Source organism: Achromobacter sp. D10 (assembly GCF_035282245.1).
In the GTDB taxonomy this organism is placed as follows: domain Bacteria; phylum Pseudomonadota; class Gammaproteobacteria; order Burkholderiales; family Burkholderiaceae_B; genus Achromobacter; species Achromobacter insolitus.
In genome coordinates this window covers 48,862-67,673 of the sequence record NZ_JAYJLE010000013.1, presented here as the reverse complement: position 1 = coordinate 67,673, position 18,812 = coordinate 48,862, and the positions used below count along the sequence as shown (strand labels likewise).

The 18,812-nt window shown below is 65.7% G+C and carries 19 protein-coding genes; 7 read left to right on the top strand and 12 right to left on the bottom strand.

Translation table 11 applies throughout. The features are described 5' to 3' along the window. Positions 1 to 3 precede the first annotated feature (3 nt). From VCS63_RS25275 to VCS63_RS25255, 5 genes are all read right to left on the bottom strand, one after another. On the bottom strand, positions 4 to 1,779 hold the full coding sequence (locus VCS63_RS25275; RefSeq protein WP_063639958.1) for a GMC family oxidoreductase: 1,776 nt from the start codon (positions 1,777 to 1,779) through the stop codon (positions 4 to 6). 3 nt (positions 1,780 to 1,782) lie between these two features. Continuing rightward, entirely contained in the window at positions 1,783 to 2,496 is a 714-nt protein-coding gene (locus VCS63_RS25270) for a gluconate 2-dehydrogenase subunit 3 family protein (RefSeq protein WP_323881365.1), read from the bottom strand. A 323-nt stretch (positions 2,497 to 2,819) separates the two neighbouring features. Further along, the gene (locus tag VCS63_RS25265) at positions 2,820 to 3,542 is read right to left on the bottom strand and encodes an aspartate/glutamate racemase family protein (protein ID WP_323881363.1); all 723 of its coding nucleotides are present in this window, start codon (positions 3,540 to 3,542) and stop codon (positions 2,820 to 2,822) included. Between the two features lie 32 nt (positions 3,543 to 3,574). Further along, the gene (locus tag VCS63_RS25260) at positions 3,575 to 4,534 is read right to left on the bottom strand and encodes a Bug family tripartite tricarboxylate transporter substrate binding protein (RefSeq protein WP_165611712.1); all 960 of its coding nucleotides are present in this window, start codon (positions 4,532 to 4,534) and stop codon (positions 3,575 to 3,577) included. 91 nt (positions 4,535 to 4,625) lie between these two features. Beyond that, a complete protein-coding gene (locus VCS63_RS25255) occupies positions 4,626 to 5,402 on the bottom strand; it encodes a GntR family transcriptional regulator (protein WP_063962337.1) in 777 nt (258 codons plus the stop codon). 180 nt (positions 5,403 to 5,582) lie between these two features. Here VCS63_RS25255 and VCS63_RS25250 point away from each other — a divergent pair, with 180 nt between their 5' ends. The 4 genes from VCS63_RS25250 (at position 5,583) to VCS63_RS25235 (ending at position 8,068) form a co-directional block, all read left to right on the top strand. After that, on the top strand, positions 5,583 to 6,164 hold the full coding sequence (locus tag VCS63_RS25250; RefSeq protein WP_323881361.1) for a hypothetical protein: 582 nt from the start codon (positions 5,583 to 5,585) through the stop codon (positions 6,162 to 6,164). A gap of 169 nt (positions 6,165 to 6,333) precedes the next feature. Further along, complete coding sequence (locus VCS63_RS25245) at positions 6,334 to 6,930, top strand: hypothetical protein (protein WP_076813998.1); 597 nt, start codon at positions 6,334 to 6,336, stop codon at positions 6,928 to 6,930. Beyond that, on the top strand, positions 6,927 to 7,505 hold the full coding sequence (locus VCS63_RS25240; RefSeq protein WP_112965712.1) for a hypothetical protein: 579 nt from the start codon (positions 6,927 to 6,929) through the stop codon (positions 7,503 to 7,505). Before VCS63_RS25245 ends, VCS63_RS25240 begins: the two co-directional genes overlap by 4 nt. Continuing rightward, entirely contained in the window at positions 7,502 to 8,068 is a 567-nt protein-coding gene (locus VCS63_RS25235; protein WP_042793907.1) for a hypothetical protein, read from the top strand. The genes VCS63_RS25240 and VCS63_RS25235 overlap by 4 nt, the downstream gene beginning before the upstream one ends. A gap of 1 nt (position 8,069) precedes the next feature. Here VCS63_RS25235 and VCS63_RS25230 read toward each other — a convergent pair whose 3' ends face one another. Then, positions 8,070 to 9,344, bottom strand: coding sequence for a hypothetical protein (locus VCS63_RS25230; RefSeq protein WP_238914336.1), 1,275 nt, complete (start codon positions 9,342 to 9,344; stop codon positions 8,070 to 8,072). A 107-nt stretch (positions 9,345 to 9,451) separates the two neighbouring features. On the opposite strand from VCS63_RS25230, the gene VCS63_RS25225 reads away from it, so the two are divergent. Beyond that, a complete protein-coding gene (locus VCS63_RS25225) occupies positions 9,452 to 9,907 on the top strand; it encodes a GNAT family N-acetyltransferase (protein ID WP_063639972.1) in 456 nt (151 codons plus the stop codon). On the opposite strand, the gene VCS63_RS25220 is transcribed toward VCS63_RS25225, so the two are convergent. The 5 genes from VCS63_RS25220 to VCS63_RS25200 all read right to left on the bottom strand — a co-directional run bounded on the left by VCS63_RS25220 (position 9,900) and on the right by VCS63_RS25200 (position 14,594). Further along, positions 9,900 to 11,513: an ABC-F family ATP-binding cassette domain-containing protein gene (locus tag VCS63_RS25220; protein WP_238914337.1), complete on the bottom strand. Its 1,614-nt coding sequence runs from the start codon at positions 11,511 to 11,513 to the stop codon at positions 9,900 to 9,902. The genes VCS63_RS25225 and VCS63_RS25220 overlap by 8 nt on opposite strands. Positions 11,514 to 11,675: 162 nt before the next feature. Then, complete coding sequence (locus VCS63_RS25215) at positions 11,676 to 12,137, bottom strand: alpha-hydroxy acid oxidase (protein ID WP_238914338.1); 462 nt, start codon at positions 12,135 to 12,137, stop codon at positions 11,676 to 11,678. After that, positions 12,113 to 12,526 (bottom strand): PaaI family thioesterase, encoded by a 414-nt coding sequence (locus VCS63_RS25210; RefSeq protein WP_063639983.1) that lies wholly within the window; start codon positions 12,524 to 12,526, stop codon positions 12,113 to 12,115. Before VCS63_RS25210 ends, VCS63_RS25215 begins: the two co-directional genes overlap by 25 nt. Before the next feature lie 42 nt (positions 12,527 to 12,568). Further along, positions 12,569 to 13,786 carry a Bcr/CflA family efflux MFS transporter gene (locus tag VCS63_RS25205; protein ID WP_063962327.1) on the bottom strand — a complete coding sequence of 406 codons (1,218 nt, stop codon included), beginning with the start codon at positions 13,784 to 13,786 and terminating at the stop codon, positions 12,569 to 12,571. A 4-nt stretch (positions 13,787 to 13,790) separates the two neighbouring features. After that, entirely contained in the window at positions 13,791 to 14,594 is an 804-nt protein-coding gene (locus VCS63_RS25200; protein WP_042793914.1) for an SDR family NAD(P)-dependent oxidoreductase, read from the bottom strand. 114 nt (positions 14,595 to 14,708) lie between these two features. On the opposite strand from VCS63_RS25200, the gene VCS63_RS25195 reads away from it, so the two are divergent. Then, entirely contained in the window at positions 14,709 to 15,662 is a 954-nt protein-coding gene (locus VCS63_RS25195) for a GlxA family transcriptional regulator (RefSeq protein ID WP_042793915.1), read from the top strand. A 92-nt stretch (positions 15,663 to 15,754) separates the two neighbouring features. Next, complete coding sequence (locus tag VCS63_RS25190; protein ID WP_042793916.1) at positions 15,755 to 17,368, top strand: NAD(P)/FAD-dependent oxidoreductase; 1,614 nt, start codon at positions 15,755 to 15,757, stop codon at positions 17,366 to 17,368. Between the two features lie 33 nt (positions 17,369 to 17,401). Here the strand turns inward: VCS63_RS25190 and VCS63_RS25185 are convergent, their stop codons facing one another. Continuing rightward, complete coding sequence (locus VCS63_RS25185; protein ID WP_323881356.1) at positions 17,402 to 18,610, bottom strand: hypothetical protein; 1,209 nt, start codon at positions 18,608 to 18,610, stop codon at positions 17,402 to 17,404. Between the last annotated feature and the right edge of the window lie 202 nt (positions 18,611 to 18,812).

The window sequence follows — 18,812 nt, the reverse complement described above, 5'->3', positions numbered from 1 at the left end:
TCCTTAAGCCTGGACCAGCGGGCCGGGGTTCTTCAAGTACTGGTCGCGGATAGCCTGCGCAGACCAGTAGGCCAGCGCCCCGACCAGGCCCGTGGGGTTGTAGCCCATGTTCTGCGGGAACACGCAGGCCCCCATCACAAACAGGTTGGGCACGTCCCAGCTTTGCAGGTACTTGTTGACCACGCTTTCCTTGGGGTTGGTGCCCATGATGGCGCCGCCCGTGTTGTGCGTGCTCTGGTAGACCCGCGTGTCGTAGCGGGCGCCCTTCTTGCGCACTGCCACCGCGTACTTTTCAGGCTTCATGGCGCGGGCCACGTCTTCCATGCGCTTGCCCATGTAGCCCAGCATGTCGAACTCGTTGTCATGCCAGTCGAAGGTCATGCGCAAGAGCGGCTGGCCGAAGCTGTCCTTGTAGGTCGGATCCAGCGACAGGTAGGCGTCGCGGTACGACATCACCGACCCGGAAATGCCGATGGTCATGTGGCGTTGGTAGGCATCCTGCACCCCTGCCTTCCATCCCGTGCCCCACGTAGGCGTGCCCGGCATGGTAGGCGTCTGCTTGATCGGACGGCCGCCATAGCGCACGTGGCGGATACTGGCGCCGCCCAGGAAGCCCAGCGGACCGTGGTCGAACTGGTCGCCGTTCAGGTCGTCCATGCCCACGCCGCCTGCGCCCGTGCCCACGAAAGGATTGAGCTGCGTGCCCTTGGGCAGCAGCACGTTGACGCCGCCGTTCATCTGGTAGGCGTAGTTTTTGCCGACCACGCCTTCGTTGGTCTTCGGGTCGTAAGGTTTACCGATGCCCGACAGCAGCAGCAGGCGCACGTTGTGCATCTGATAGGCTGACAGGATCACCAGATCGGCCGGTTGCTCCACTTCGCGGCCCTCCGCGTCGATGTAGGTAACGCCCACGGCCTTCTTGCCCGTCGAGTCCAGGTTGACCTTGATCACGTGGGACTGCGTGCGCAGCTCGAAGTTCGGCTTCTTCAGCAACACCGGCAGAATGGTCGTCTGCGGCGAGGCCTTCGAATACATGTAGCAACCGTAGTTCTCGCAGAAACCGCAGAAATTGCAGGGTCCCAGCCGCACGCCGTAAGGATTGGTATACGGACCCGAGGCATTGGCCGCGGGTGCCGGATACGGATGGAAGCCGACTTCGCGGGCTGCCTTGTCGAACAGCTGCGCGCCATAGGTGGTGGTCAAGGGCGGCAAGGGAAATTCCTTGCTGCGCTTGCCCTCCAGCGGATTGCCGCCTTCCACGATCTTGCCGTTCAGGTTGCCCGCCTTGCCCGAGGTGCCGCAGACATACTCGAACTTGGAGAAATACGGTTCCAGTTCGTCGTAGGTAACGCCGAAGTCCTGGATGGTCATGCCTTCCGGGATGAAATTCTTGCCGTAGCGCGTTTCGTAGCGGGTGCGCAGTTCCAGTTCCTCAGGCAGCACGCGGTAGTGCATGCCGTTCCAGTGGAAGCCCGCGCCGCCCACGCCCGTGCCCAACAGGAAGGAACCGTTCTGGCGATACGGTACGGCCACGTCGTCCACGCCATGGCGGATGGTCACGGTTTCCTTGGACAGGTCCTGGAACAGCTTGCCGCGCACGGAATACGCGAGTTCGTCGATCACCTTGGGGTATTCGGCGTCCTTGGGCGTGTCCTGCATGACGCCACGCTCCAGCGCCAGCACGTGCAGCCCTGCCTCGGTCAGCTCCTGGCCAAGAATCGCGCCGGTCCAGCCGAACCCGACCAGCACCGCATCGACTTTGTCTTTTTTGATCGCCATGGCTTAACCCTTCTCCCCAGAGATCGACACGGGGCCGTAGGGATACTTCGCGTTGGGCTGGTCTGCCCAGTCCATGAAGTCCGCGCGCGCGCCCGGGAAACCCACCATCTTCCAACCCACCATGTTCTTGTTGCCGCCGTACATCGGATCGGCAAAGAACCCTTCCTTGGTGTTGGAAAGCAGGAAGCTGAAAAACGTCCTGGAGGGCACGGTTTCGAATTCGATCTTGCCGGCCTGCAGATCCTTCAGGATCTGTTCCTGCAACGGCTTGTCCAGTTCGGCATACGTCTTGCCATGCGTCTTCACGCACCACGCGTCACAGGCCTGGATTCCGTGGCGGTAGACCTGCCGCGGATTCTGGTCCAACTGGTAGCCCAGTTCCGGCACCTGATCGGTATGGAACGGACCTTGCATGTACCAAAGCTTGCCGTGGCCAAACGGCGTTTCCATCTGGCGGTCGATGAATTCCGGCACGCCGGCTTCGATCGCGCCCGGGCCGTACTGGTCCGCGGGAATCAGATGGTCCACCGCGGCCACGATGAAGGCCCATTCGGCTTTGGTGAAATAAGTGGGTTCGTAGGGCTTGGCCGCGCGCGCAGCGCTCGCGTCCGATTCGTTGGTACAGCCGGTGGTCATTCCGCCCACCGCCAGCGTCGACGCCGGCACGATGGCCAACGCCTGAAGGAACCGCCTGCGCGGCTTTGCGTCTTCTGTCATAGACATCTCCGTGAATACTCCAAGTTGTCCTAGCTACCGAACATGAACCTGGGAACACGAACTGCCGAGCTAGCGACAACACGCTCTTCGCTTACAGAAAATCGACCCGATCCCTACAACGTTGAGCTTGGGAATGGGTGCGCACATTATGCGCTCTTTGAGCCATCTGATACGCTCATATGACCGTATCAGATCGATTTTCTTGACATGAAAATGTCTTTTGCATTAAGGACAAAGTAAGAAACCCGCCAACGCGGGTTTCCAGGCAGGATGAATGCGCGTTTGACGCGCCTTTGCGGTGTCGCGGATTGCGATGCAGATCCTCAATGGACCCCGGACAGACGGCCATATCCCGGCGCCGCCTGGACTTCGCACCCCGCAAGCCGCACGGCATCCCAGAAACCGGCAGGCGAGCTCGACACCACAGGCATGCCCAGGCGGCGCTCGACCTCGGGTATGGCGTCCAGCGTCAACAGGCCCCCGCAGGACAGCAGGATTCCGTCGCTATCCGGCGCCGCCTCGGCGGCGCGCACGCAAAGATCGATCAGTGTGTCCGTATCCACCCGGGCCATCGCGTCCACGCCCGTGATGCCCAGGCTGCGGCACCCGGCAGGAGCCAGGCCCTCTTCAGCAAGAAACGCGGCCAAGCGCTCGTTGACATCATCGATATAGGCCGTCGCCAACGCGACGCGCCGCACACCCAGCGCGCGCAATCCCTTCAGCACCGCGGTGCTCATCGTCGTGCACGGCAGGCCGGTGGACTCGCGCATTGCCTCCGTCAACGCCGTATTGAAAGCCGCGCCCCGGTAGAAGCTGAGCGACGTACCCATCAACGAAACCACTGCGGCGCCCTGCTCCTTCAGCCGGCGCGCATGGTCCACCACCGATTCGATCACCGCGTCATAACCCTCGGGCGTGACCGACCCCAGGCCCAGTCCGCTGGCAATGAAAGGCAGGCCGGGATACAGGCGCGCCCCATCCGCTGGCACCAGACCTGCGGCGGGCGGCACGATCATGCCGATGACGGGCGTACTTGTTTGCTGCATGACAGCGTCTCCTTCTATGAATACCGAAAAGCTCAAGGGGCGAACGTCAGCTTGGCGCGCGCGATCAGGTCGACCCAGCGCTGTTCCTGCGCGGGCAGCCAGGCGGCAAGCGCATCGGCGGGCTGGTATCGCACCAGCGAACCCTGCGCGATGAACGCCTCTTGCAGCTTGGGCTCGGCCAAGACCTTGGGCAGCGCCTGCGTGATCTTTTCCATGGCGGCGGCCGGCGTCTTGGCGGGCGCCAGCAGGAAAATCGCCGGTGTGGCGTCAAAGCCGGGCAGCGTCTGCGCCACCGTGGGCACGTCCGGCAGGCCCGGGAATCGTTCCGCGCCCAATACCGCCAGGATGCGTATGCGTCCGGCGCTCGCTTGCGGGATCACTGCCGGCAGGCTGGAAATGGCGGACGAAACCTGATCCGATGCGACCGCCTGGACAGCCGGACTGCCGCCTTTGTATGGCACATGCACGAGGTCCACGCTCGCCATGGACTTGATCAGTTCGCCACCCAGATGATGCATGGATCCCACGCCCACCGAGGCATACGTATAGCGGCCGGGTTCCTTGCGCGCCATGGCCAGGAAATCAGGCAGCGTGCGCGCCGGGCTGCTGGCCGGGACCGCCAGCGCCAGCCCCGCATCGCCCACCATGGCAACGGGTGTGAAGCTCGTGCCAATCCGGTAATTGACCTTGGGGTAAATGTGCGGCGCCAGCAGCAGCGACGTGTCCGCCAACAGCAAGGTGGCGCCATCCGGTTCGGCGCGTGCCACCACATCGGCGGCGATGGTGCCGCCCGCCCCCGCGCGATTCTCGACCACCACGGGCCGGTCGATCGCCTGCGCCAGTCCCTGGGCCAATAAACGCGCCAGCGTGTCGACACCACCGCCCGGCGAAAACCCGACGACGATCTTGACCGGCGTGGTCTGTGCCTGCACGGCGGGAGCCACGGCGGTAAAGAACAAGGCGGCCGCAAGGCCTGCAATTCGATGGATCACGGCTGGTCTCCTGCTTCTGTTTTGAATCGGTGGCACAAATGCGCCGGGCAGCACAACGCCCCGGCCGACGCCGGTAAACACATGAAAGGCTTCAGTTGACGGGGTTGGTATGCCTGACCGCCGTGCGCGGGCCATACAGCCAGGCGAGCGTGGCCGCGGCCGGCGCGGCCTGTTCCGACGAGCGCATGCTGCCTACCGATGCGTACAGCCCCTGGGGAAATCGTTCGGCAAACTCGCGGAATTGCTGACCGCCTTCGACGATGTGGCGCGTGGCCGCCTGCGAGGCCGCGCGCTCGTCTCCGTCCAGCACGGCATCCAGGACGCTGGAATGTTCGCGCCAGGAGCATGCGAGGCGGCCGGGCTGATCGAAGTGCCGCAAGCGGTAGGGATGAGTGCGTTTGCGGATCGCCATGATCTGCTGGACCAGGTAGTCGTTGCCGCTCGCACGATAAAGCACGTCATGAAACGCGAGATTCGCCGCGGCATAGCCGCCAGGCCGTGCCGAGGCGCGGTCAGGCTCGGCATCGCGATGCGCCGCCAACAAGTCGCGGCGGGCGGCCTTGGTAATACGTTGGCTCGCCAGCCCCGCGCACAGCCCTTCCAGGTAGGCCAGGGTCTCGAACATATTGGCCAATTCGCCGGGTTCAAGCGCGGCAACGAATATGCCGACGCGCGGCTTGATGTGCACGAAACCCTGGGCCGAGAGCTGCAGCAAGGCGTCGCGCACCGGCGTGCGTGAAACGCCGCAGCGTTGCGCCAGCAGCGCTTCGTCCAGCGCCAGACCCGGGGGCAGCTCGGCATTGACGATCTGATCCTCCAGCGTCTGCCGTATCCGATCAGCCGCCGTGGCGGGGTAAGGCTTCTGCATCACGATTCCCTTGCTGGCAACAGTGGAAGAATTATCGTCACGCGGATCTGATATATCAACGCATTCGCCCGCCGCGGCAAGCAGTGCACCCTCCCGATTTTCTTGACATGGAAATGCCTTTTGCATTAATGACAGCACCAGGGACGCGGCCTGCCGCGCTTGCACACCAACGGACGACCCATGAACGAAAAGACCAAGACCTGGCGCAGCACCACGACCACACACAGCTGGAGCTCCACGAAGGGCCTGTCTTCGGAACAACGCGCGAACATCGAAGCGCTGCTGGACGGCGGGACCGATGGCGCCACGGTCAGCGAAACCTGGAGCTATGCGGGCACCGAGAACGGCGAGTCCTTCAAGGTCGAGATCAAGAACGGCGCAGTCACGGTCAATGGCCGCAAGTACGACAGCCTGGACGAAGTTCCCCGCCCGGAACGCGAGCGCATCCAGGCGTTGCGAGCCGGTCACGGCGACGACAGCCTCTGGGAAATGCTGCGCAATGCAGGCGTCGACGTGGACCACCTCGCCCAGGGCATGACGCCGCGCGACGGCAAACCCGAGTTCGTTATCGAGACGGACGACCCCACGACAACGCAGGCGCGCGCCACAACGCAGCCTGTTCAATCTGACCAGGCTGCCGCTCGCGCCGGCCTTGCTCCGGGGGCCGTGCCGCCCAGCGGCGGCGGCCTGCGCAGAATGCTGCTGATCGGCATCGCGATCGGCCTGGGCTGGTGGGTAGCGCGCGCGCTGAACCTGCTCTGACGCAGCAGAACGCGCCAAGCCTCGCCCGTTGAATTGTTTCAAACTTGGCGCAAGCCCGGCCCCATACGCGGTCCGACATGCCTGGAAACATAAGGACAACGCCCCACCGGCGCAGCGCGCCTACGATCTGGAATTCTCGATGCGCGCCGCCCGCGCGCCAGGAGTCCGGATGCGCGTACTGCACTCGCTCAGGGCCCGTGTCGCCGCCAGCCTGGCGGGCATAGGTTCTCTGGTTGCCGCCGCCAGCGTCGCGTTGTATGGCGCCTACGGGAAATTGAACCGGACGTCCGAACCCGTATACAGCGCCGGCGCCTCGATCCAGACCGGGCAATGGAAGGTAGTGCCGCAGCGGGCCTGGACCTCGTCCACCGCCAAGGTCTACGGCGTGCCGGTCAAGCCCGGCGGCCGCGCGCTGGTCCTCGAAGCCGACCTTACCAACCGCACCGCCGAATCCAGCGCCGATTACCTGGGACTGCTGCGCTGGGCCCCGCCCTCCGCGACGACCGCCGGCAAGCCCGTGGTGGTCGGTCTGCGGGATACACAGCAAATGCCCTACCTGCAGCCCGGCCTGCCCGAGCGCATGGCCTTTGTCTGGGTACTGCCGCCATCCGCACCCGTGCCGGAAAAGACCGCGCTTGCCGTGCAAAGCAAGAGGTATAAGCCCGTCGACAATCTGTATGGCGCGCCTGGCTGGTTCAACCCCGTGAGCGTAGGCCGGATCGAATTGCCGGTGGCGCCCGACGGTGCGCCAGGAGCCGCCCCATGAGCGCGCGATGGGGCACGCTGCTGCTGGTGCTGGGCGCGGCCCTGGCCCTGTACGCCATGCAACACAGCACGCCGCGCTACATGGCTTTGACCGGTCCCATTACCGTGCGCGGCGCCATGGGCCAGACCCTGGGCGCCAGGCAGTTCGACGTCACCGTGCAGCGCGTGCAGTTCGCAAAGCAATTGAGCTACCAACGCCTGGGCGGACCGCAAACGCGCGAAACCGGCGGCATCTGGGCCATAGTCTGGTTGCGCCTTGCGGCAAAGGACACCTCCGCCACGGTGGGTGAAGCAGCTTGGCTGGGACCCGACGGCTTGGCATACCGCCACACGGATCGCCTCGTACTGGCGCGCAATCAGCCCCCCCATGTCTTGGAACCCGGCCTGCCGCGCACCGTACGGCTGGTCTTCGAGATCCGGCCCGACCAAGCTCGCGGCGCCACGTTGCTGCTGTCCGCCCGCTATGACCCGCGCCTGGATTCGCAGGTACGCATCGCGCTGGACGACGTTCCGGTGGATGGCGCCGGCCAGCCCGTGGCCGTGGCCCGATACGATCTGGAGGAGGCTGCCCCGTGAATGACGCGGCTCCGGACGAACGCGCTTGGCGTCGGCGCTGCCTCTGGTTGCTGCCGCCCTTGCTCGCGCTGACCCTGTACTGGAGCGGCCGCGAAAGCGTGGCGCGCTGGCTCGAAGGCCGCGAGTTGCAGCCGCGCGAGGTTGCCGCCGGCACGCAGGCGCCGCTGGGAGGCGCGCAGTGGCAACTGCGGCAATTCGCCGTGCTGGAGCCGCCCGCCGGCCGCGGCTGGCAGCCTGGCTCCCGCGCCGCGCTGGCGGCCTTTTCCATTCAGGTCCAAGCCACCGATCTGCCCACGCGCTGGCGCGGTTGCCGCATCGCCCTGCACGACGCCTCGGGACGCACCTGGCTGCCCGCCGCCGGACCCGCGCTGCGCTTGCCCGCCGGCACGGCGCGCGGCTGCGTTGCAGCGGCCCACCGCGGCACCGCGCCCGGTTCCAGCATGGATGTCATGGAAGCCTTTATGGTGCCGGCCGACGCGGTCGCGCCCTGGACCATCACCGTATCGATCGACGCGGAACGGCCCGGCTTTCTGCGTTTCACAACGCCGAAGCCAGCCGGCTGAATCAGGTCGCCGCCGCGGGTGCCGGCCGCCGCGCCTTCCAGGGCGCGTACGCGCATTCGAGTACCGCCGCGAGAAAGCATATGCGCAAGGGCTCGATCAGCAAGCCCGTGGACGAATCGCGAAACGGGCTGCCGAACAGCAGCGATACGCCATGCGCCAGCACCTGCCAGGTATCGAGATCGTACGGACCGATCAAGCGCGCGGCGCCATACCACAGCCACGCAGCGCCCCAGTCGATCAGGCGGTAGCCCACGATAAGCGTCACGAGCAGCAGCGCGCTGCTATGAAAGGCCAGCCGCACGCCGCTTGCCAGCGGCAGATAGCGCTTGCGGTAGCCAGCCACGAAATGCTCCACGAAATCGCGCAGAAACCGCGGCACCGCTTGGTAGCGCTCCCCGTAGCGTTCCAATCTTTCGTAGCGCCGGAGGTCGGCGTCGTCTCGCACGTCGTAGCCGTAGACCAGCGCGGCCATCACCAGCCATATCACCGGTAGCAAGGCATAGAAGAATAGACTGAGCAGGGTCGTGCCCAAGCCAGGCCCCTGCGCCTCTACCGGCGTCATACCCGCCGCCCAGGCGCTCGACACGGGCGTCAGCATATTCATCAGGCCCTGAAGCAGCGCCTCCAGTCCACGCGGGTCGGCCAGCCATTGCCAGGCCTGGTCCTTCCAGCGGCTGATGACGTACAGGCCTATCAGTACCCAGTTGGTTTCACACAGCACCACCAGCCATTGCCAGCGGCCCTTGCCCGTGCGGTCGCGCGCCGCCACCGCCGCCTTGCGCACCAGCCACGAAATCGCCACCGAGACAAGCAGCCAGCGCGAATCCAGGGCGTCCAGCACATTGCCGTGTTCACCCAGCGGGTCAAGCCCATAGGCCAGACGCGAATATTGCCGGACGATGTCGCCCAGAAATCCCCAGGCGGCGTAATAGGCGAAGAACGGCAGCAAAGCCACCGTGAGCGCCTGCCCCAGCCTCCCTTTGCTCCCCGCGGCCGCGGTATTGCCAGCGTGCGCCGCCTCCTGCGCGCCGCGCAATGCCGGCAACCCCGGCAGCAGCACGAGAAACATCGCGACCGTGGTGACCAGTTGCGCCAACGCCACCAGCGTGAGCACGGCCAGGCCGGCCAGATGGTTGGCAAAGCCGGTGTGGGCCGCCATCCACAGCAGCACATCGCGCGCCAGCGTGCCGGCCAGAACCAGCGCCATCAACTGCGGCCAGAACCGCAGCCACAGCCGCCCAGTGAGCGCCCATGGCGCGAGTACGGACTCGAGCATGTCTACACCCTGCAGTGCGCGGATCGAAGCCGACGATCTTAATGCCGCGCGGGCGCGCCGGATGTTACCGCTCGCCACGATAGCGCACAGGGTGTCAATATACGGGCATGAGCACACTGACATTCCGCCCTGCCACCGCCGATGACGTCGCCGCCTGCATCGAGATCCGGGGGCAGACGCGAGAGAACGCATTTTCCGTGGAAGAGCTGCGCGCGCTGGGCATCACCCAGGAGTCCTGGGCCGCCGGCGTCCGCTCGGGCGAGGTTCCTGGCTTCGTCGCCTGCGACGCAGGCCGCGTGACCGGCTACTGCTTCGGCGACCGGGATTCCGGCGAGATCGTCGTCCTGGCGCTGCTGCCGCAAAGCGAAAACCAGGGCGCCGGCAAGACGCTGCTGGGCCTTACGATCCAGGTTTTGAAAAACCTGGGCCACAAGCGCCTGTTCCTCGCATGCGCAAGCGATCCGGCCGTGCGTTCCTACGGCTTCTATCGGCACCTGGGCTGGAAACCCACCGGAGAGCGTGACGAGGCCGGAGACGACATTCTGGAACTGTCGCTCAAATAATTTCCAGCCGCCACCCCTCGCCCGTCGCGACGAGACGATGCGTCAAGGCCAGTCCGTCCAGGAACGCGTCATCATGGGACACCACGACCAAGGCGCCCCGGTAGCCGCGCAGCATGGTCTCCAACGCTTGCATCGACGGCAGGTCCAGGTGGTTGCTGGGCTCATCCAGTAACAGCAACTCCGCGGGCTGATCCGCATACAGCGCGCAGGCCAGCGCGGCCTTCAGGCGTTCTCCCCCGCTGAGCGCGCCGCCAGGCGCCGTGACCTTGCGCGCGTCCAGGCCGAGCTGGGCGAGACGCGTGCGCAGATCGCCTTCCATCGCCTTGCCATTCGCGGCCCGCAGTTGATCCAGCACCGAGTACCGCGGCGACAGCAAGGACAGCCCCTGGTCCAGATACACGGTCTTGGCCGCGATCCGGCATGTGCCGTTCATTGGCTGAAGCTGCCCGGACAGCAATTTGAGCAAGGTCGACTTGCCGCAACCGTTCGGGCCGACCACGCCCACCCGTTGCTGTCCGGACAAGGTGAGATCGATGCGACGCGTAGCGGCGCGCACGAAGGGCAGCTCTGCCGATTCCAGTTCCACGACGCGTCGCTGCGCAGGCGCTGCCGCTGCCGGCGCGTGCAGCACGATGGCGCACTCGTCCTCGACCTGCTCGGCGGCCTCGCGCACCCGCTGGTCCAATAGCGCGCCGGCCGCGGCATGTTGTTGACGCAGTTTGCCCGCCGAACTTTCGCTGCGCTGTTTCTGCCGGTCCAGCAGGATCCTGGCCTGATTGGCATCGCGTCCCTGGCGGTTACCGCGCGCCTGCCGTCGCTCAAGGCGCTCGCGTTGTTCGCGCAGGGACTGCTGCTCGCGCATGCGCTCGTGCTTGCGCTGCGCCAGCAACAGTTGCGCATTGCCTCGTTCTTCCTCCTTGCGCTGCGCATAAAAACGGTAACCGCCTCCATAGTTGCGCAGTCCCAGCGTGGACAACTCGACGATGCGCTCCATGGCGTCCAGCATCTGGCGGTCATGGCTGATCACCAGCAAACCGCGTGGCCAGCGTTGCAGCTGCGCGATCAACGCTTGCCGGTTTGGTCTGTCCAGGTGGTTGGTGGGTTCGTCCAGGATCAGGAAATCCGCGCCCGACAACAAGGCGCCGATCAGCGCGACGCGCATGGCCTGGCCGCCGCTGAGCACCGCGGCCGGCGTCGAGGCGTCCAGGCCGCCCAGGCCGCAGCGCTCCAGCTCGTGCCGTAGCGCAAGGCGCACATCCCAGCGATCGCCCACGATATCGAAATCCTGGGCGGCGGTACTGCCGGCCTCGATGCGCGCCAGCGCGTCGAATATGGCCTGCATTCCGGCAAGGCCGGCGACGGTCGCGGAGGGGCAAGGCGCAGCCTGCTGGGCCAGATAATAGGCCCTGCCCGTTCGTATGCAACGCCCGGCAGCGGGCTGCGCAAGTCCCGCCAGAATGCGGGCGAGCACAGTCTTGCCCACGCCATTGCGTCCCACGATACCGGTGGGCCGCAGGTCGAACTGTTCGTTGAGATCGGAGAATAGCGTCCTGCCATCCGGCAGGACATAAGACACGCCTTCCAGCGTCAGATAGGGATTCGTCATGTGCGATTCCATGGATGCCGAGAACTCCCCCTGCTCTTGTGGGGGTAGGTGGAGACTGGCCGTCGAAAAGACGGCGGCATCAATGACGCATGGCGAATGACTCCCTGAGGTGTGTTTGATCTCACATTGTAGAGGCGGTTGCCGCGCCGGGGCAAACCCGGCCTAGGCGTGATCGGGCGGCGATTCGGGCAAGCCCGCCAGTCCCGACAGGATCATGTCGCGCTCGTAATCGGCAGCCAACAGGCGCATCACGGCTGCCACGCCCCGCTCGCCCTCGCAGGCCAGCCCGTACAACGCGGGCCGGCCGATAAAGACCGCGCGCGCCCCCAGCTCCCGAGCGCGGATGATGTCGGCGCCGCTGCGCACGCCGCTATCCAGGAACACGGGTATGCGATCGCGAACGGCATCCACAATGCCGGGCAATACGCTGATCGACGACGGCGCGGCATCCAGTTGGCGCCCACCGTGATTGGACACGATGATGCCGTCCGCGCCGTGGCGGACGGCAAGAACGGCATCCTCGCGATGCAGCACGCCTTTAAGCAGCAAGGGGCCGGCATTACGGTTTCTGGAAGAAATCAGGGGCTTGGCGCCGGCCATCACCACAGAATGATCTGCGAACAACGGAACAGCGACAGCTTCCTGCCGTTCGCGTCCATCACGGTGGCCGACCAGATCTGGGTGGTGCGGCCCATGTGTTCCGCCACCGCCTCGACCGTCAGCACCCCTTCTTTGGCGGTTCCCAGGAAGTTCGATTTCAGCTCCAGCGTGGTAAATCCTTTTGCGCCTTCAGGCAGGTGCGCCATCGTGGCGTAGCCGGCGCACGTATCGGCCAGCATCACCTGGGTAGCGGCGTGCAGGTATCCATTGGGCGCCATCATCCACGATGCAACAGTCATCTCCATGGACATGCGCCCCTCCTCGATGGACAGCGGCCGCACGCCGAAGGTGTCGGGCAGCGTGCCGCGCTGGCGTTCGATGAGACGGTCGATGATTTCACTGGAGCGCAGCATGATGTGTTCCTGGACAGAGGGTTATCAAGAGAAAGGCAAATACTATTCCATGCGCCCGCGCGCCATGAGCGCGGCGAATGCCAATACCGCAGCCGCGGCCAGTACAAGGCCCAGCGTCAATGCAGGACTTCCCCCTGCCACGCTCGCCAACGCGGTCATTGCGCCCGCGCAACCCATCTGCAGGCCCCCCAGCAAGGACGAGGCCAAGCCAGCCTGCCGGCTGAATGGCCCCAGCGCCATGGCCGTGCCCAGCGGATTGACCAAACCCATGCCGAGCAGGTACAGGACGACCGCTCCCGTGAAGTACGCAAGACCGCCGGATTCCCCGCCCGCCAGCATCGCCAGCGCGCCGGCTAGCGCAACCGCGCAGCCGGCGCGGGCCACGGCGGCCGCGCCCCAGCGATGGGCCAGCCGTGGCGCCAGCATGCCGGCGGCAAACACCACGAAGACCGTGCACGCGAAGAACAACCCAAGCTGCAGCGCGCTCAGGCCCAAGCGCCCCATCAACACTGCCGGCGTGGCCGCGAAGAAGGCATAGAGCCCCCCCACGATCACGCTCACGGCCAGCGCCGGCCCCATGAATCGCCGGTCCAGCGCCAAGGTCGCGTAGCCGCGCAACACCGCCCCAGGCGAGGCCGCCGCGCGCCGATCCGCCGGATGCGTTTCACCCACCACGGCCGTATAGGCCAGGGCCAGCAACAGGCCCAGCAGCGCAACCAACGCAAAGCTGGCGCGCCATCCCGGCCCATACTCCATTGCGCTGCCCAGCAGCGGTGAGAAGCCCGGCGCGGCGGCCATGGCAACCATGGTCAGCGCCAAGGTCCGCGACAGCGCCTCACCCTCGAACAGATCGCGCGCAATCGCCCGCGACAACACAGAGGCCGCGCATACGCCCAGCGCCTGCACCACCCGGCCCGCCACCAGCAGAGGCAGCGTCGGCGCCCACACGCAGACCAGACTGCCGGCAATGAACAGCGCCAGGCCGCCCACTACCGGCGCCCGGCGGCCCCAGCGGTCCGAGATCGGCCCCACAAACAGTTGCCCGACGGCGAAGGCCAGGAAAAAGCTCGACAGCACCAGTCCCATGTCGCGAGTGTCCGCGCCCAGTTCGGACGCCATGCTCGGGAACGCCGGCAGGATGATATTGGTGGATAGCGCGCCCAGGGCGGCCAGTCCCGCCAGCACGGCCAACAGGCGCCCGGTCAAACGCGCGGGCGCGGCGTCGCCGGGAGCGACGGCAATGGAGGAAGGCGTATTCATGGGATCAGCCGCCCGCCGCGTAGCGCGATGCGACCGTGTTGCTGGACAGGTTCCCCGCCATGGCGCGCCGCGCGGCGTCATAGGCCTCCCACTGCGCGCCGTCGTGCAGCGAAGGAATCGTCACCTTCTCCCCCCGCGCAAACCCCAGCAAGGCGGCATCGACCAGGTCTTCCGCGCGCATCACGATGCGCGGGTCCAGCGTTTCCACCGGGCGGCCGCCTATGGCCCAGAAGTCGGTGGCCGTGGCGCCAGGCAACACTGCCTGCACGTGCACCCCGGTGCCGGCCAGCTCGTGCTGCAAAGACTGGCTGAACGCCAGTACGAAGGCCTTGCTGCCCCCGTAGACGCCGTTTAACACTTCCGGCGCCAATGCCACGACCGAGGCAATGTTGATGACCGCGCCCCTGCCGCGCGCGACAAAGCCCGGGACTGCCGCATACGCCAGCCGCATCGGGGCGGTAACGTTCAGCTCGACCATGCGCGTCATCTGCTCCACGTCGCTCTGCAACAGCGGCGTGTGCGTGCCAATGCCGGCGTTGTTCACCAGCAAGGTGATGCTTGCGTCTTCGCGCAGTTGCGCTTCCACGCGCGCCAACGAGGCCCGCTCGCCCAGGTCCGCAGGCAGCACTTCGACCGCGCGGCCGGTGCGGGTGCTGATGTCGCTGGCCAGGGCGTTCAAGCGCTCCCGGTTGCGCGCGACCAGGATCAGGTCGTAGCCCTGCTGCGCAAGCTTGTCCGCGTACAACGCGCCGATGCCGCTGGATGCGCCCGTGACGAGGGCGGTGCCGGGATGGTGGATTTGTGTCATGGTGAGACTCCAGGAAAGTTGGTTGCCATGGCGCCCATGTTCCGGCTTGCGGCATATGGCGTAAATGACGTATATAGTCATTAATCAAGACATCGTTCCCCAAGGACGGATTCCATGCATCGCATCGGCTACCTGCTGCCCGAAGGCTTCCAGATCCTGGCCCTGGGCACCCAGGCCGTGTTCGAGCTCGCCAATGTGGTTGCGCGCGAACCCTTTTACGCCCTGGACTGCTATGCCCTGGACGGCGCGGTACGCGCATCGACGGGCCTGACGGTACAAGCCCGCCCGCTCACCGCCCGCAGCCAGGCGGACACGTGGCTGGTAACCGGCGTTCTGTCTCCGTTATCCAGGCCGGTGGCGCCGGGGCTGCCCCAATTGCTGAAGACGCTGGCCCCACGCGCGCGCCGCGTTGCCGGCCTGTGCACCGGCGCCTTCCTGCTGGCCGAGGCCGGCCTGCTGGACGGACGGCGCGCCACCACGCACTGGCATTGGGCGGAGGCCCTGCAACAGCGCCATCCCCGAATTCAGGTCGAAGCCGACCGCATCTACATCGCTGACGGCCCGGTATGGACTTCCGCCGGCATGACGGCAGAAATGGACTTGGCCCTGGCATTGGTGGAAAAGGACCTGGGCGCGGACATCGCGCGTTCGGTGGCGCACCGGCTGGTGATGCACCAGCGCCGCTCCGGCGGGCAATCCCAGCACTCGGAAATGCTCAGGCTCGCGCCCAAATCCGACCGCATCCAGCAGGCACTGGAACACGCGCGGCGCAATCTCGCGCGCCCCCTGAGCGTCGAGGATCTGGCGCAGGCCGCCAGCCTGAGCCCGCGCCAGTTCAGCCGCGTGTTCACGGCGGAAACCGGCCAGTCGCCCGCCAAGGCCATCGAGGGCCTGCGGCTGGAGGCCGCGCGACTGATGATAGAAACCAGCCGGCATCCCCTGGAAATCGTCGCCAGGGAAACCGGCTTTCGCGACCGGCGGCACCTGCGCGAAGCCTTCCTGCGAGGCTTCGGCATGCCGCCCCAGACCGTGCGACGCGGAGCGCGGATCAATCCGCCTGTCCCCTGACGCGGCGCGCAGCGTCCCCGCCAGCTCCACCGAGGTCCAGTACAATTCGCGTTTGGCGACGTTGTGCTCGCCCGTTCTGTCTGGACCCCTGCATGTTGCGACTGTCTGAAATCAAGCTGCCGTTGAATCACACGCCCGAAGAATTGCCCGCCGCAATTCTCAAGAAACTAGGCGTTCCGGCCAGCGATCTGCGCGGCTTTACCGTGGCCTCCCGCAGCTACGACGCTCGCAAGAAGCACAACATCCTGCTGATCTACACGCTGGATGTCGACGTCGACAACGAGGCGGCGCTGCTCAAGCGCTTTCACGATGACCGTAACGTCAAGCCCACTCCCGACACCGAATACAAGTTCGTCGCCCAGGCGCCTGCCGGCCTCGCCAAACGCCCCATCGTCATCGGCACCGGCCCCTGTGGCCTGTTTGCCGGCCTGGTTCTGGCGCAGATGGGGTTCAAACCCATCATCCTCGAACGCGGCAAAGCCGTGCGCGAACGCACCAAGGACACCTGGGGCCTGTGGCGCAAGCGCATCCTGAACCCGGACTCGAACGTCCAGTTCGGCGAAGGCGGCGCCGGCACGTTTTCAGACGGCAAGCTGTACAGCCAGATCAAGGATCCCAAGCACTACGGCGAAAAAGTGCTCAAGGAATTCGTCCTGGCCGGCGCGCCCGAGGAAATCCTGTACGTGAGCAAGCCGCACATCGGCACGTTCCGCCTCGTGGGCATGGTGGAAGTCATGCGCGACACCATCACCAAGCTGGGCGGCGAAGTCCGCTTCTCCAGCAAGGTGGAGATGCTGCAACGCGAGAACGGCAAGATCACCGGCGTCACCCTGGCCAGCGGCGAGCACATCGAGGCCGACCACGTCGTGCTGGCCATCGGCCACAGCGCGCGCGACACTTTCCAGATGCTGCACGACCAGGGCGTGTTCATGGAGGCCAAGCCATTTTCGATCGGCTTCCGGATCGAACACCCGCAATCGCTGATCGACCGGGCCCGCTTCGGGCCTAACGCCGGCCATCCGATCCTGGGCGCGGCCGACTACAAGCTGGTGCACCACGCCAGCAACGGGCGTTCCGTGTACAGCTTCTGTATGTGTCCGGGCGGCACGGTCGTGGCGGCCACGTCCGAACCCAATCGCGTGGTGACCAACGGCATGAGCCAGTATTCGCGCAACGAACGCAATGCCAACGCAGGCATCGTGGTCGGGATTTCGCCCGAAGTGGACTACCCCGAACATGTGCTGGCAGGCGTGGACTTCCAGCGCAAATGGGAATCCCAGGCCTTTGAACTGGGCGGCCGCAACTACAGCGCGCCGGGCCAGCTGGTCGGGGATTTCATTGCAGGCAAGGCGTCGACCGAGTTCGGCTCGGTGCTGCCGTCATACACGCCGGGCGTGCATCTGACCGACCTGGCCGCCGCCCTGCCCGATTTCGCCATCACCGCCATCCGCGAAGCGCTGCCGGTTTTCGACAAAACCATCAAGGGCTTCGGCATGCATGACGCCGTGCTCACCGGCGTCGAAACGCGGACCTCGTCGCCCATTCGGATCAAGCGCGACACCGAGACCCTGCAAAGCATCAACACCCAGGGCTTGTTCCCGGCCGGTGAAGGCGCGGGCTATGCGGGCGGCATCCTGTCAGCGGGCGTCGACGGCATCAAGATCGCGGAAGCGGTTGCGCTCAGCATCATGAGCCAGCAGAGGTAGCTGGCCTGAGGTCCGATTCTGCCCTGAAGACGATCAGTAGTCCCGCGCCTCGTCGAACCAGCGCTGCGCCTGCGCTTCGCTTACGCCCAATTGGCCAAGCCGGGCAAGCTGGCTGAACTGCCAGACGGCCTCGCCGATGTCTTCCCGTTCCGTGGTTTCGATGCCCTTCATCCCATTGAACTGACGGGCAAATTCGGTAATGGCCGCCTGGGCGTCTTCCACGTGCCTTGCGCCTTCCAGCGCGGTTTGCGCCACGTCATAGGCCGCATTCGCGGCCTTCGCCATGCGCCCGCTCCACCCCGCGAAAGGCCGTCCATATTCGCTTTGCCACCAATCGGGCTTGCGCAGCTTGGAAACCGACATGTGGCCGCTCCATGCCCGAATCTTCTCGCGCGCCTTCATCTGCGCCTTCAATCGTTTGCCCGCGGCCTCATCGACGTTGTACGCGATGAACCTGTCCAGCAATGGCCAACTGCCCAGCGCCGGCAGGCCTTCCAGATCGGGCGTGAACCGCAGTTCCAGATTCGTCAGGCGAGGCAGTCCCGCCAGCGCGTCCCAGTCGGTGAAGCGCCCCCAAAGCGACAGGCTTTCCAGCGCCCCGAAACGTTCGATCCCGCGCAGCGATATCGCTTGCCCCAGCGGCGCGCCGTGCAACGCCAGCGCGGCCACGTCCTGTAGTACACCCAGACCGGGCAAGGCATAGCCAGGCGGGCCGGGCCGGCGGCCTAGCGTCGGATGCAAAGACAACATGCCGGGAAGCTGCCCCGCAACGGTAATGCGCGCGAGGTCGCCGGACAACGCCAAGTGCTGGAGCGGAGGCAGCGCGGCATCAAGATGCCCCGGCATGCGATCCAGCCGGATATGCAGCGTCTGGATCCTGGCCTCGCTGGCGTCGATGGCACGCCTGCCGGCGTACACCGGCGCCCAACCGAACTGCTCGATACCGCGTTGTCGCGACCAGGCGAAGAAGCTGCTGTCATTGCCGCAGTAATCGAAATGGCGCGGCCACGGAGATCCGGCGGGCGTGGAAAAAGGATTGAACGCCGTCCAGTCGATGCTGTCGTCGGGCATCACGTGCAAATCCGCCTTCTTGCCCAGGCTGGCCGGCCCGATGATCAGGTTGCCGCGCCCGGCTTCCCTGGCGAGCACATGGCTGCCTGGCGCGGTCAGGCTCAGCTGATAGCGGCCAGCCTCGCATACCGAACCCGCCGGCTCACCAGACACGTCTATGGGTGTGGACACACTTCTCTCCCGTTGAAGACTGGCACACTCGGATCGCCTACTCCGTTACTCAATAAGTCCCGATGGGAACCTCGATCTTCAATGACGCGCCGCCGTTGGCCATGAACATGCCCGCAGCCAGCGCGGTTGCTCGAAACAGTGAACGGGTCATCTCGGTGCCTGTCTTGGACACAAGGGGATCTTGGGACGTGGGCGTTGCGCC

Excerpts from the sequence above, each read along its gene's own strand:
- VCS63_RS25270 (WP_323881365.1), bottom strand. The coding sequence starts at position 2,496 with ATGACAGAAGACGCAAAGCCGCGCAGGCGGTTCCTTCAGGCGTTGGCC.
- VCS63_RS25275 (WP_063639958.1), bottom strand. The coding sequence starts at position 1,779 with ATGGCGATCAAAAAAGACAAAGTCGATGCGGTGCTGGTCGGGTTCGGC.
- VCS63_RS25195 (WP_042793915.1), top strand. The coding sequence starts at position 14,709 with ATGCATCGCATCGGCTACCTGCTGCCCGAAGGCTTCCAGATCCTGGCC.
- VCS63_RS25240 (WP_112965712.1), top strand. The coding sequence starts at position 6,927 with ATGAGCGCGCGATGGGGCACGCTGCTGCTGGTGCTGGGCGCGGCCCTG.
- VCS63_RS25205 (WP_063962327.1), bottom strand. The coding sequence starts at position 13,786 with ATGAATACGCCTTCCTCCATTGCCGTCGCTCCCGGCGACGCCGCGCCC.
- VCS63_RS25190 (WP_042793916.1), top strand. The coding sequence starts at position 15,755 with ATGTTGCGACTGTCTGAAATCAAGCTGCCGTTGAATCACACGCCCGAA.
- VCS63_RS25250 (WP_323881361.1), top strand. The coding sequence starts at position 5,583 with ATGAACGAAAAGACCAAGACCTGGCGCAGCACCACGACCACACACAGC.
- VCS63_RS25265 (WP_323881363.1), bottom strand. The coding sequence starts at position 3,542 with ATGCAGCAAACAAGTACGCCCGTCATCGGCATGATCGTGCCGCCCGCC.
- VCS63_RS25255 (WP_063962337.1), bottom strand. The coding sequence starts at position 5,402 with ATGCAGAAGCCTTACCCCGCCACGGCGGCTGATCGGATACGGCAGACG.
- VCS63_RS25245 (WP_076813998.1), top strand. The coding sequence starts at position 6,334 with ATGCGCGTACTGCACTCGCTCAGGGCCCGTGTCGCCGCCAGCCTGGCG.
- VCS63_RS25225 (WP_063639972.1), top strand. The coding sequence starts at position 9,452 with ATGAGCACACTGACATTCCGCCCTGCCACCGCCGATGACGTCGCCGCC.
- VCS63_RS25200 (WP_042793914.1), bottom strand. The coding sequence starts at position 14,594 with ATGACACAAATCCACCATCCCGGCACCGCCCTCGTCACGGGCGCATCC.
- VCS63_RS25230 (WP_238914336.1), bottom strand. The coding sequence starts at position 9,344 with ATGCTCGAGTCCGTACTCGCGCCATGGGCGCTCACTGGGCGGCTGTGG.
- VCS63_RS25210 (WP_063639983.1), bottom strand. The coding sequence starts at position 12,526 with ATGCTGCGCTCCAGTGAAATCATCGACCGTCTCATCGAACGCCAGCGC.
- VCS63_RS25220 (WP_238914337.1), bottom strand. The coding sequence starts at position 11,513 with ATGACGAATCCCTATCTGACGCTGGAAGGCGTGTCTTATGTCCTGCCG.